The 12,671-nt window shown below is 72.4% G+C and carries 10 protein-coding genes and 1 tRNA gene; 6 read left to right on the top strand and 5 right to left on the bottom strand.

All coding sequences use genetic code 11. The features are described 5' to 3' along the window. Nucleotides 1-11: 11 nt before the first annotated feature. Complete coding sequence (locus tag DEJ25_RS03655) at nucleotides 12-215, top strand: hypothetical protein (protein WP_111043803.1); 204 nt, start codon at nucleotides 12-14, stop codon at nucleotides 213-215. Nucleotides 216-223: 8 nt separating this feature from the next. After that, complete coding sequence (locus DEJ25_RS16840; protein ID WP_220033160.1) at nucleotides 224-1,012, top strand: 4'-phosphopantetheinyl transferase superfamily protein; 789 nt, start codon at nucleotides 224-226, stop codon at nucleotides 1,010-1,012. Here DEJ25_RS16840 and DEJ25_RS03645 read toward each other — a convergent pair. Further along, the gene (locus DEJ25_RS03645; RefSeq protein ID WP_110902126.1) at nucleotides 989-1,384 is read right to left on the bottom strand and encodes a MerR family transcriptional regulator; all 396 of its coding nucleotides are present in this window, start codon (nucleotides 1,382-1,384) and stop codon (nucleotides 989-991) included. The genes DEJ25_RS16840 and DEJ25_RS03645 overlap by 24 nt on opposite strands. 53 nt (nucleotides 1,385-1,437) lie before the next feature. Between DEJ25_RS03645 and DEJ25_RS03640 the strand changes: the two genes are divergently transcribed. After that, complete coding sequence (locus DEJ25_RS03640) at nucleotides 1,438-2,166, top strand: SDR family oxidoreductase (protein WP_111043802.1); 729 nt, start codon at nucleotides 1,438-1,440, stop codon at nucleotides 2,164-2,166. Here the strand turns inward: DEJ25_RS03640 and DEJ25_RS03635 are convergent. The 4 genes from DEJ25_RS03635 to DEJ25_RS03620 form a co-directional block, all read right to left on the bottom strand. Then, a complete protein-coding gene (locus DEJ25_RS03635; RefSeq protein ID WP_258366083.1) occupies nucleotides 2,163-3,479 on the bottom strand; it encodes a M1 family metallopeptidase in 1,317 nt (438 codons plus the stop codon). The genes DEJ25_RS03640 and DEJ25_RS03635 overlap by 4 nt on opposite strands. An 8-nt stretch (nucleotides 3,480-3,487) precedes the next feature. Continuing rightward, nucleotides 3,488-7,375: a Pls/PosA family non-ribosomal peptide synthetase gene (locus tag DEJ25_RS03630; RefSeq protein ID WP_258366407.1), complete on the bottom strand. Its 3,888-nt coding sequence runs from the start codon at nucleotides 7,373-7,375 to the stop codon at nucleotides 3,488-3,490. A gap of 432 nt (nucleotides 7,376-7,807) precedes the next feature. Continuing rightward, nucleotides 7,808-7,879, bottom strand: a tRNA-Arg gene (locus DEJ25_RS03625). A 169-nt stretch (nucleotides 7,880-8,048) separates the two neighbouring features. Further along, nucleotides 8,049-8,636 (bottom strand): hypothetical protein, encoded by a 588-nt coding sequence (locus DEJ25_RS03620; RefSeq protein WP_111043800.1) that lies wholly within the window; start codon nucleotides 8,634-8,636, stop codon nucleotides 8,049-8,051. A gap of 73 nt (nucleotides 8,637-8,709) precedes the next feature. Between DEJ25_RS03620 and argS the strand changes: the two genes are divergently transcribed. The 3 genes from argS (at nucleotide 8,710) to lysA (ending at nucleotide 12,663) form a co-directional block, all read left to right on the top strand. Then, nucleotides 8,710-10,380 (top strand): arginine--tRNA ligase, encoded by a 1,671-nt coding sequence (argS, locus tag DEJ25_RS03615; protein ID WP_111043799.1) that lies wholly within the window; start codon nucleotides 8,710-8,712, stop codon nucleotides 10,378-10,380. A gap of 2 nt (nucleotides 10,381-10,382) precedes the next feature. After that, nucleotides 10,383-11,153: an LmeA family phospholipid-binding protein gene (locus DEJ25_RS16565; RefSeq protein ID WP_181421443.1), complete on the top strand. Its 771-nt coding sequence runs from the start codon at nucleotides 10,383-10,385 to the stop codon at nucleotides 11,151-11,153. Between the two features lie 88 nt (nucleotides 11,154-11,241). Next, the gene (gene lysA / locus DEJ25_RS03605) at nucleotides 11,242-12,663 is read left to right on the top strand and encodes a diaminopimelate decarboxylase (protein ID WP_111043798.1); all 1,422 of its coding nucleotides are present in this window, start codon (nucleotides 11,242-11,244) and stop codon (nucleotides 12,661-12,663) included. Nucleotides 12,664-12,671 lie beyond the last annotated feature (8 nt).

The following is a 12,671-nucleotide window of genomic DNA, read 5'->3' as shown; positions in this document are numbered from 1 at the left end:
GGGGTCCAGCAATGGAGCGAGCGACCACCGCAGAAGTCGTCCCACTGGAGGACGGGTACCACCGCGTGTCGACACCGCTGAGCGGTGTGATCGGGTTCGTCCGCGAGAGTGACGGCCGGTACGAGGTCCTCCGTGGCCGCGTCCGCCAGGCCACCCGGTCCGAAGGCAAGTACGCGACGATGAACGTCGCACTCATCGCCCTCACGCACGCCTGAAGGGCTCCGTGTCGGACGGTGTCGTCGTCCGCGTCCTGACCGGACGTGGGACACGCGCCGCCGACCGGGAGGCCCTGGTCGCGTTCGTCGCGGACGTCACCGACACCGCCGAGGCGCTGGTGCGTGTCGTGCGTCGGTGCGCGCACTGTGGGGCGGCCGACCACGGCCGTCCGGCAGCCGTCGTGGACGGTCACGACATCCGCGTGAGCCTGTCGCGGACGACGGGCGTCCTCGCACTGGCCGCCGTCCCGAGCACGACGAGCCCCGACACGATCGTCCCGAGCGCGATCGTCCCGAGCGCGATCGTCCCGAGCGCGATCGTCCCGAGCGCGATCGTCCCGAGCGCGATCGTCCCGAGCGGGATCGGCGTCGACGTCGAACGCCCCTCCCGCGTCACCGCCGCCGAGCTCGACGCCTTCACGCCGGGGGAGCGTCAGCGGGCCGAACGGTCCGGGTCCGCCGCCGTCCACCTCACCGCGTGCTGGGCCGTGAAGGAGGCCGTCCTGAAACGGGACGGTCGGGGCCTCCGCGTCGACCCGACCGAGGTCGACGCGGTGCTCGGGTGCATCACGCCCGAGCCCAGCGGGCACACCGCCCGCTTCGACGGCCTCGTGCAGCCGGTGACGGTCCTCCGGCTCGATGACGACCTCGTGCTCGCCGTCGCGGCAGGCAGCGCCCCGGTCACGGTCCAGGACCGACGCAACGGGCTGGTCACCGACCGAGAGAATGCCCATCGAGTGGTGGCGCTCAGCGCCCGGGAACGACCCCGGCCATCAGGCGGCGGCGGCGTTCGCTGAGGAGCGACACTCCTCCGGCGGCCGTCCCGCGACTGACTCCGCGGCGATGCCGCGGAGGCGCGCGAGGCGATCGTGGGTAGCGGTGAGGTCCTCGATCTGGCGTCGGATGCGATCGCTCTCCTCGTCGAAGTGGTCGAGCATCGTCGACGTGGCGACCCCGGTGTCGAGGAAGGGCAGGAGTTCGATGATCCGGCGGCTCGGCATGCCCGCTGCGTAGAGCATCTGCATGAAGCGCACACGCGTGACGTCGGACTCGCGGTACTCCCGGTGTCCTCCTGCGGTCCGCTCGGACGCGAGGAGGCCTTGTTCCTCGTAGTACCGCAGCGACCGCACGCTGACGCCGGCCTGTTCCGCGAGTGCACCGATCCGCATCCTCGACTCCCGGGCTTGATCCTCACGCTGATGTCAGGTTCTACCGTAGCGGCATGAACATCTCTGGAGCCACTGCCCTCGTCACCGGCGCGAACCGCGGGATCGGACGCCACCTCGCCGCCCAGCTGGTCGCACGCGGGGCCAAGGTGTACGCCACCGCCCGCCGTCCTGAACTGATCGACCTCGAGGGCGTCGAGCCGCTCGCCCTCGACATCACCTCCCCGTCGTCCGTCGCAGCCGCCGCCGCGGTCGCGACCGACGTCGACCTGTTGATCAACAACGCCGGGATCGCCACCACGGCGACCCTGCTGGGTGATCTGGACGCGGTGCACGCCGACATGGACACGAACGTCTGGGGCACCCTGTCCGTGATCCGGGCGTTCGCTCCCGTCCTGTCCGAGAACGGTGGTGGGAGCATCGTGAACATCGCCTCGGGCGCCTCCTGGCTGGCCATGCCGGGCGCCTCCGCCTACGCGGTGTCGAAGGCTGCCCTGTGGAACATGGGCAACGCGTTGCGGCACGAGCTGGCCGGACAGGGGACATCGGTGATGTCCGTGCACCTCGGCATCGCTGACACGGACATGGCGGCGGGAGTCCCGCTGGCGAAGACCGACCCGGCGGACGTGGCGCGCGCGACCCTCGACGGGGTGGAGCGCGGCGTGTACGAGGTCGTGGTGGACGAGCAGACGGCGTTGGTCAAGCAGATGCTCGCCCGTGACCCCGAGGAGTTGTACGCGGTCCTGGCCCAGATGCTCGCGGGGGAGACGCGGCCCCGGGACTAGGGCAGTTCCGGCACCCCGGGCTCGTCGATCCACGGTCCGATGGCGAGCAGCACGTCCTCGGGCGTCCTGCCGGCCGCCGCCGCGAACGCCCCGACGACGTCGGGCGTCGCGACCGTCCCGTGGCGGTGCCGTTCGGTGATGGTCCGGAGCCCCGCGGTGAAGGCCTGGTCACCGATCGTCCGACGGAGGGCGTGCAGGGCGATCGCCCCACGCTTGTAGACGCGGTCGTCGAACATGTCCCGAGCGCCCGGGTCGGCGACCACCAGGTCCTGCGGCTGGTCGAGCAGGCCGGCCCGGTGCTCGGCGGCGAGCACGTCCGCCGAGGCACCGCCGCGGTGCTCGGACCAGAGCCACTCGGCGTAGCAGGCGAAGCCCTCGTGCAGCCAGATGTCCCGCCACTGCCCGAGGGTGACCGAGTTCCCGAACCACTGATGGGCGAGTTCGTGGGCGATCAGCCGGTCGGTCCCGTGTTCGCCGTCGACGTGGTTCCGGCCGAAGACGGCCAGGCCGTGTGCCTCGAGCGGTATCTCGAGCTCGTCGTCGGTGACCACGACGCCGTAGTCCGCGAACGGGTACGGGCCGAAGCGGTCGGTGAACAGGGCGATCATGTCCGGCACCCGTCCGAAGTCGGTCTTCACCGCCGCGGTCAGGTCGGCCGGGTGGTGCAGCGTGACCGGGACGTCGCCGCCGCGGATCGTCGTCGTGCGGTAGCGGCCGATCTGCACCGTGGCGAGGTACGACGCCATCGGTTCGGTGACGGCGAAGGTCCACCGGCTGCCGCGTGCGGTGCGGTCACGGCCGAGCAGTGCCCCGTTCGCGACGACGTCGTACCCGGCTTCGCAGGTGAGCTCGATCCGGTAGGTCGCCTTGTCGTCGGGCCGGTCGTTGCAGGGGAACCACGACGGCGCACCGATCGGCTGGCTGGCGACGATCACGCCGTCGGTCAGCTCCTCCCACCCGAGCGTGCCCCAGGGGCTCCGGAGCGGTCGGGGTGCGCCGCGGTAGCGGACGTGCACGGTGAACTCGGCTCCGGCGGGGATCGGCGTCGCGGGCGTGACGGTCGTCTTGTGGGTGCCGACGGAGACCTTCTTCGCGCGGACACCGTCGACGTCGACCCGGTCGACGGACAGCCCGTGCAGGTCGAGGACGACCCGGTCGAGCGCTTCGTTCGCCACCGCAGTGACGGTCGCGGTCGCGTCCAGGCGGTTCGTGGCGACGCGGTAGTCGAGGTGCAGGTCGTGGTGGCGGCTCGACCAGCGTCGGTCGCCGCTGTGCGGGGTGTACGGGTCGGCGGAGGGGTCGGTCTGCTTCACGGTGCCGGTCAGTCTGTCACGGCCCCGGGGGCGTCACGCCACGGCGGGTGTCCCCATGGCGCGATCGGGTTGCCGGCCCAGAGCGTCCCGGCGGGGACCTGCTCGCCGCGCATGACGAGGCTCGCCGGTCCGACGGTCGCACCGGGGCCGATGCCGGCGGCGGGCAGGACGACGCCGTGGGGGCCGAGCGTCGACCCCGCGTCGAGGGTGACGGCGTCGAGCTGCATGACGCGGTCGTGGAACAGGTGGGTCTGGACGACGGTGCCGCGGGCGACCGTCGCGCCGTCGCCGATCGTGACGAGGTCCGCCTCGGGCAGCCAGTACGTCTCGCACCACACGCCGCGGCCGATCGTCGCGCCGAGACTCCGCAGCCAGACGGACAGGGCGGGCGTGCCGATGGCCTGCTCGGCGAACCAGGGACGGGCGACGGTCTCGACGAAGGTGTCCTGCACCTCGTTGCGCCAGACGAACGAGGACCACAGCGGGTGCTCGGTCGCGGTGATCCGGCCGACGAAGGCCCACTTCGCCACGGTCGACACGGCCGCAGCCACCGCTCCGGCGACGATGAGCACCGGGCCGGCGAGCAGCACCGTCCACCCGATGCCGACGGTGCTCCAGGACGCCAGGAGCGTCAACGCGACGCCGAGGGCGATGCCGGCGGACACCATCGGGGCGAGCAGACGCAGCAGCTCCCACGCGCCGCGGGCGAACTTGAGGCGGGTCGGCGGCCGGAAGGTGCGCTCCTCGTCGAACTGCGCGGCGGCCCGGCGCAGGCGGACCGGCGGGCTGCCGAGCCAGGACGACCCGCGCTTGGCCTTCTTCGGCACGGCCGAGAGCACCGCGACGAGTGCCTCGCGGGGGACCGAGCGACCGGCACCGGTCATGCCCGAGTTGCCGAGGAACGCCCGACGTCCGACCTTCGAGCGGCCGATCTTCACCCGTCCACCGCCGAGTTCGTACGTGGCGACCATCGTGTCGTCGGCCAGGAACGCACCCGAAGCGATCTGCGTCAGCGCGGGGATGAGCAGCACGGTGGAGATCTCGGTGTCCCGACCGACCTGCGCACCGAGCAGCCGGAGCCACAGCGGCGTGACGAGGCTCGCGTACAGCGGGAACAGCAGCGTCCGGGCGGCGTCGAGGATCCGCTCGGTGCTCCACACCTGCCAGCCGGTCCGGGAGCGCACCGGGTGTCGTCCCTCGACCAGTCCGAGTCCGAGCAGCCGGACCGCGGCGACGACGAGCCCCGCGTACACGACGCCGGCGACGACCGTGCCGAGCGGGACGGCGAACAGGGCCGGACCCACCACGGCGACGAGCGAGTCCGGACGCCCGACCACCGCGGCGACGACGGCGAGCCCGGCGGCGACCCCGACCACGGGGAGCCCGGCGACGGCGACGGAGCCGACCCCGTAGGCGAGCAGCCAGCGTCTCGGGGAGGCGGGGCGCGCCTCCCGGCCGTGGCGTGCCGAGCCGACGCGTCCGGCGGGAGAACCAGCCCATCGTTCGCCGTCGGGGACGGGCCCGGCGACGGCGGAACCGGCCTCGACCTCGGCGCCGTCACCGACGTGGGCGCCGGGCATCAGCGTCGAGCGGCTGTGCACGACCGCGTCCGCTCCGATGTGCACCCGGCCGAGCCGGAAGACGTCGCCGTCCACCCAGTGCCCGGCGAGGTCCACCTCGGGTTCGACCGAGGCCCGCTTGCCGATCGTGAGCATGCCGGTCACGGGCGGCAGCGTGTGCAGGTCGACGCCGCGACCGACGGTCGCGCCGAGTGCCCGGGCGTAGTAACTGATCCACGGCGCGCCCGCCGTGGAGGGACCGTCCACCGCCTCGGCGATCCGCTCGGCGAGCCAGACCCGAACGTGCACCGATCCACCACGGGGATGGTCGCCCGGACGGACGCCGGCCAGCAGCAGACGGGCCGCGACGACCGTGAGCGTCATCTTGCCCGCGGGGCTGACGAACAGCAGGAGACCGACCACGAGCGCCGGCCAGGGCAGCACGGGCAGGAACGGCATGGTCGTGGCGTGCAGGACCTGTGCGACCAGCGCCGTCCAGCTGAGCAGCCGCAGTCCGCGGAGCACCTGGAGCGGCAGCCCGAGGAGGGTCAGCAGCGCACCGGTCGCGGGCGGGACCGGCACGACGTCACGGCGGACCGCGGCGACCGGACCGGACTCGTCCAGCGCGTCCGCCAGTGCACCGATGCGGGGATGGTCGTACACGTCGGCGACGGTCGTCGTCGGGTACCGCTCGCGGATCGCGGAGACCAGCTGCGCAGCGGTCAACGAGCCGCCACCGTGCGCGAAGAAATCGTCGTCGACGTCCGCGACGGGCACGCCGAGGATCGCGGACCACCGTTCGGCGATCCACGCGACGGTCGGCGGCAGGTCGGTGCCGGTCACACCCTCGAGCGGCCAGGGGAGGGCCGCTCGGTCGACCTTGCCCGACGTGCGCGTCGGCAGGACGTCGACCACGGCCAGGAGCGGCACGAGCGCGGCGGGCAGCTCCTGTCGCAGTCGCTCGTTCGCCGCGGCCGTGTCGATGGACGCGCCGGCGACCGGTGCCACGTACCCGACGAGCACCTGGTTGCCGGCAGGGGTCCGCTGCACCACGGCAGCACCACCCGCGACTCCGTCGAGCGCCTGGAGCGCGGCGTCGATCTCGCCCAGTTCGATGCGCCGCCCACCGAGCTTCACCTGGTCGTCCGCACGACCCTGGAAGACGAGCCCCTCCGGGTCGTAGCGGACCAGGTCGCCGGACCGGTACGCCCGCGCCCACCCGAGGGTCGGGAACGGCGCGTACTTCTCCGCGTCCTTCGCCGGGTCGAGGTAACGGCCGAGCCCGACACCCCCGATGACGAGCTCACCCACCTGCCCCGGCGCGACCCGCTGCCCCTCGGCGTCCACGACGGCCAGATCCCACCCGTCGAGCGGCAGCCCGATCCGGACCGGGGTGCTGCCGTCGAGCAGGGCCCCGCACGCGACGACCGTGGCCTCGGTCGGCCCGTAGGTGTTCCAGACCTCCCGGTCCCGCGACGCGATGCGGGCGGCGAGCTCGGGCGGGCACGCCTCACCGCCGAAGACCACCAGACGCACGGACTCCAACGCGTCGTCCGGCCACAGCGCCGCGAGCGTCGGGACCGTCGACACGACGGTGATCCCGTGCGCGATGAGCCACGGCCCGAGGTCCACACCGCTCTTCACCAACGACCGGGGCGCCGGGACCAGGCAGGCGCCGTGCCCCCAGGCCAGCCACATCTCCTCACACGACGCGTCGAACGCGACACTGAGCCCGGCGAGCACCCGGTCCGCCGGACCGAGCGGAGCGGCCTGCAGGAACATCCGCGCCTCGGCGTCGACGAACGCGGCAGCGGAGCGGTGTGTGACGGCGACGCCCTTCGGCACCCCCGTGGACCCGGAGGTGAAGATGACCCACGCGTCGTCGTCGGTGGTCGGGGGCTCGGCGCTCGCCGTGGGGTCGGTGACCGGCAGGGCTGCGCCGTCGCGGTCGCGGAGCACCCCGCCGGCCCCGATGACGCCGACGACACCGGCCTCACCGAAGACGAGGGTCGCGCGTTCCTCGGGGTCGTCGGCGTCGACGGGGACGTAGGCGGCACCGGCGGCGAGGACGGCGAGGATCGAGAGCGAGAGGTCGCGACCGCCGGAGGGGATGCGGATGCCCACCCGGTCGCCGCGGCGGACGCCGTGCCGTGCCAGGTCGTCGGCGCCCTCGTGCACGAGGGCGAGGAGCGTGCGGTAGTCGAGCGGCCCCTCGGGCGTCTCGAGGGCCAGGGCGTCAGGGTGCGTCCCGGCGGTGGCGGCGAGGACGTCGAGCAGGGTCCTGGCGGGTGCCGCGAGGCTGCCCCGGTCGAGTTCCCGCTGCGTGGAGTGCGTCACGCCGCGTGATCCTAGAGCCCCGAGGTGTCCTCCTCGGAAACAGCGGTGACGCTCACCCGTCGGAGTCGTCACGACGAGGTGCGTGAACCTGCCGGAGTCACCACGACGAGGTGCGTCCCTTGTCGGAGTCGCCACGACGAGGTGCGTCACCCTGTCGGAGTCGTCACGACGAGGTGCGCCGACCCACCGGGGTCACCACGACGAGGTGCGCCGACCCACCGGGGTCACCACGACGAGCTGCACCGACCCACCGGGGTCACCACGACGAGCTGCACCGACCCACCGGGGTCACCACGACGAGTTGCGCCGATCAACCGGAGTCACCACGGGGGATCAGTCGGCGAAGCCGACATCGCGCGCTGCCGACCGAGCGCAGCGAGGACGTCAGCTTGCGCGGAGATGTCGACCACAGCTTGCGCGGGGATTTCACTGTGCCCCCAGGAGGATTCGAACCTCCGCCCCTGCCTCCGGAGGGCAGTGCTCTATCCCCTGAGCTATGGGGGCCCGGGGTGACATCAACCGTAGCAGGTCCGGACCGCGCCCTCGTACGCGTGTCCGGCCTCCGGCCTGCTGTTCCGGACAGGACGCCCCACCGGACGGGAGGCCCGTGCCGGGCCCGCCCCGCGCCTCCCGTCCGACGGCGGTCCGCCGGGCGGTCCACCGGGCGGTCCGATCAGGGCGTCGGGGACCCAATCGGGGCCGTGGTGTCGGGCGCGACCGCTGCCCGGACCGCGTCGACGACGGGCTGCGCGGTGCCGGGTTCGGTGTAGAGGGAGGACGAGGTGTGGATCCAGGAGCGGTCGGCGAAGGCGTCGGCGCGGCCGGTCCTGCCGGCGAGGCTGAAGTAGCCCTCGACCGTGTAGGTGGGGACGGAACCACCCTGTTCGAAGAGGGCGTCCTCGAGTTGCGTCAGCTGCTCCTGCGGAAGGTTGGCGACGGCGACGGTCACGGTCACGCTGTCGTCGGTGGTGGACCGCCAGGTGCAGACCCGACCGTGCTGGGCGGCGATCTGGGCGACCGGGGAGCCCTTCGTCGGCTTCGGGGACCGGACGCGGTCGAACCGCTGCCCGTAGACGCTGAACGTGTCGGCGGGCACGAGCTCGTCGCAGGTCTGCGTCACGGGGCGTCCCACGACGCCGGCGGTCGCCGAGGCGGAGGCGGTCGTGCCGTCGCCGTCGCCACCGGAGCAGCCGGCGAGGACGAGGGCGGCGGGGACGACGAGGGCGGCGATGCTGATCGCCCGGAGGCTGCGGGAGGTCATGACGCCCCATCCTGCTGCATGGTGCCCGGCGTGGTCCGGGTGCTGCCTGGGTGTCCCGGTAGACTTGTCCGCCGTGACTCCTGCCGAACTCTCCGAAGCGTACCTGTCGATCCTCACGGGCATCGTCGAGCGACGAGGTGCTGCCGACACGGTGACGATCGAGGACTCGCACGTGGCTCTGGAGCGTCCGAAGAACCGGGCGCACGGCGACTGGGCGTCGAACGCGGCGATGCAGCTCGCGAAGCGCCTGGGCACGAACCCGCGGGAGCTGGCCACGGAGATCGCCGGCGAGCTGACCGAGCTCGACGGTGTGGCCTCGGTGGACGTCGCGGGTCCGGGCTTCATCAACATCACGCTCGAGGCCGCCGCGGCGGGCGAGGTCGCGCGCACCGTCGTCGACCAGGGGGAGTCCTTCGGCCACGGTGACCTCTACGACGGGGTGCGGATCGACCTGGAGTTCGTCTCGGCGAACCCCACCGGTCCGATCCACATGGGCGGGGTCCGCTGGGCCGCGGTCGGCGACAGTCTGGCCCGCGTGTTCCAGGCGCAGGGCGGCCTGGTCACCCGCGAGTACTACTTCAACGACCACGGCAACCAGATCGACCGGTTCGCCCGGTCGCTGCTGGCGTCCGCGCTCGGCGAGCCGACGCCCGAGGACGGCTACGGCGGCGCCTACATCGGCGAGATCGCGGCCCGGGTGCTCGCGACGCTCGAGCCGGGGCTCGACGTGACGGACCTGCCGCGCGACGAGGCGCAGGAGCTGTTCCGGCGCGAGGGCGTCGAGTTCATGTTCACGGACATCAAGCGCTCCCTGCACGACTTCGGGGTGGACTTCGACGTCTACTTCCACGAGAACTCCCTGCACGAGTCGAAGGCCGTCGACCGCGCCATCGCCCGACTGCAGGAGCAGGGCCGGATGTACGAGGCCGACGGCGCACTGTGGCTCCGCACCACGGACTTCGGCGACGACCGCGACCGTGTGGTCATCAAGTCGGACGGCGAGCCCGCGTACATCGCCGGTGACCTGGCCTACTACCTCGACAAGCGCGAGCGCGGCTTCGAGCGCAACCTGATCATGCTCGGCGCGGACCACCACGGCTACGTCGGTCGGATGATGGCGATGTGCGCTGCGTTCGGGGACGAGCCGGGCAAGAACCTCGAGATCCTCATCGGTCAGCTGGTGAACCTGCTCAAGGACGGCCAGCCGCTCCGGATGTCGAAGCGCAACGGCACCGTCGTCACGATGGAGGACCTCGTGGACGCGGTGGGTGTCGACGCCGGTCGGTACGCCCTCGTCCGGTTCGCGAGCGACACCGCGATCGACATCGACCTCGACCTGCTCACCAAGCGGACGAACGACAACCCCGTCTTCTACGTGCAGTACGCCCACGCCCGCACGCAGTCCGTCGCGCGGAACGCCGCGGCATCAGGTGTCGACCGGTCGGTGTTCGACGCGTCGCTGCTCACGCACGAGTCGGAGAGCTCGCTCCTCGGTGCCCTCGCCGAGTACCCGCGCGTGCTGCGTCAGGCCGCCGAGCTCCGCGAACCGCACCGCATCGCGCGCTTCATCGAGCAGCTCGCCGGGCTGTACCACCGCTGGTACGACTCCTGCCGCGTCACCCCGCTGGGCGACGAGCCGGTGACCGACCTGCACCGCACCCGCCTGTGGTTGAACGACGCCACCGGGCAGGTCGTCCGCAACGGTCTCGGGCTGCTCGGCGTCAGCGCGCCCGACCGGATGTAGTCGTGTCGACCGCAGCAGCGCCGGCAGCGGGCCGACGCCCGAAGCGCCGCGGCCGGACGGTCGCGATCGTGCTGGTCGTCGTCCTCGTGGTCCTCGCCGTGCTCGTCGTGGTGGCGGAGTTCGTGCTCCGCGGCGTGGTGGATCGGACGGTCGCGTCGCAGGTCGAGCAGTCGCTGCCGGACGGCACGACGGGAACGGTCGACGCCCACGTGCCGGGGGTCGTCATCCCGCAGCTGCTCCGCGGCACGCTCGACGACGTCCGGATCACGTCGGACCGACTCACGGTGGAGGGCATCCCGCTCGCCGCCGACGTCACGGCGCACGACCTGCCGGTGGACGGCAAGGGGGCGGTGCACGACGTCGACGGCACCGTCCGGCTCGCTTCCGGTGCGGTGAAGGACCTGGCGAAGTACTCGCCCCTCTTCGAGCGGGTCCGCCTGATCAACGGTGGGGTCGAGCTGCGGGGGAGTGCCTCGGTGCTCGGCTTCCGGATCGGCTACGCGGCGGACGGTTCGGTCACGGCGCAGTCCGACGGGCGCGGGGTGACGATCACGCCGAAGACGGTGCGGATCACGAACTCCTCGCTGGGGCTCGACGTCGACGACATCCCCGGCGTCTCGGACGTCCCGGTGCCGGTGTGCACGGCGCAGTTCCTGCCGGAGCAGCTCCGGGTGCGCTCGCTCCGGGTGACCTCGGCGGCGGCGACGGTCCGGATCACGGCCGACGAACTGCCCCTCAACGAGGCGGGCCTCCGCACCACCGGTCGCTGCTGACCGGGCGCGTGGTGCCGTGTCCGACGGCCGTCCACAGGCGGCGTCACATGGCCGGGAGGGACGCCCCGACCGGATAGGATCGGGTCCCGTGAGCGAGAACCCCCTTGCGCCGCCGCGACTGCGGTACCCGGCGGACGCCTCCGAACTGGTGGACCGGATCTGGCCCGCGTCCGCGACCCGTACCGACGAGGGCATGCTCGCGATCGGTGGAGTCGCTGCTGACGCGCTGGTCGAGCGCTTCGGTTCTCCTCTCTACGTCGTCGACGAGCGTGATGTGCAGTCGCGTGCCGTCCGCGTGCGGGACGCCTTCACCGACGCGTTCACCCGGATCGGTACGCGGGCACACGTCTACTACGCGGCGAAGGCCTTCTGGACGACGCACGTCGCGCGCTGGATGGCCGACGCGGACCTCCGGCTCGACGTCTGCACGATGGGCGAACTCGCCGTCGGACTGGCCGCGGGCGTCGACCCGGCACGGATGGGCTTCCACGGCAACGACAAGTCGGACTCCGAGATCGAGCGCGCCGTCGCGGTCGGCCTCGGCACGGTCGTGCTCGACAGCCACGAGGAGATCGGCCGCGTTGCCCGGATCGCCGCCGACGCCGGGGTGACGCAGCGGGTCCGCATCCGGATCAACAGCGGCGTGCACGCCTCGACACACGAGTTCCTCGCCACCGCGCGGGAAGACCAGAAGTTCGGCATCCCGCTGTCCGAGGCGGTACAGGCGGCGACCGCCGTCCGTGCCGAGCCCTCGCTCGCCTTCGTCGGGCTGCACTCCCACATCGGATCGCAGATCTTCGACGACAGCGGGTTCCGCGAGGCCGCCCGTCGGCTCATGGACGTGCACGCCATGCTCGTCGAGTCGGGTCCTGTGCCGGAGCTCAACCTCGGCGGCGGCTGGGGGATCGACTACACCGAGGCCGACTCCGCCCTCGAACCCGAGGACGTCGCCGACGCCCTGGCCGCGATCATCGCGGACGAGTGCTCGTCCCGAGGCATCCCGGTGCCCGAGATCGCCGTGGAGCCCGGCCGGTACATCGTCGGCCCACCCGGCGTCACGCTCTACCGCGTCGGCACGATCAAGCCCGTCACGGTCGACTCCGAGGACGGATCCGCCGCGACGCGCACCTACGTCTCGGTGGACGGCGGGATGAGCGACAACATCCGGCCGGCGCTCTACGGCGCCGAGTACACGGCGCGGCTCGCGCGGACCTCGGACGCCGACCCGGTGCTCACCCGGGTGGTGGGCAAGCACTGCGAGAGCGGTGACGTGGTCGTCCACGACGAGTACCTGCCCGGCGACGTGCACCGTGACGACCTGCTCGCCGTGGCGGCGACCGGTGCCTACTGCTGGAGCCTCGCGAGCAACTACAACCACGTCGGCCGCCCGCCGGTCGTCGCGGTCGCCGACGGGGCAGCCCGTATCCTCGTGCGGGGCGAGAGCGTCGACGACCTCCTCGCCCGCGACACGGGCGTCGTGCCGGTACCCGACACCGGTACGGACGCCTGAGAACCCGA

The sequence above is a fragment of the Curtobacterium sp. MCPF17_011 genome, assembly GCF_003234145.1.
Classification (GTDB): Bacteria; Actinomycetota; Actinomycetes; order Actinomycetales; family Microbacteriaceae; genus Curtobacterium.
Note: the sequence above shows the minus strand (reverse complement) of the source record. Positions and strands in the feature narration are given on the sequence as shown.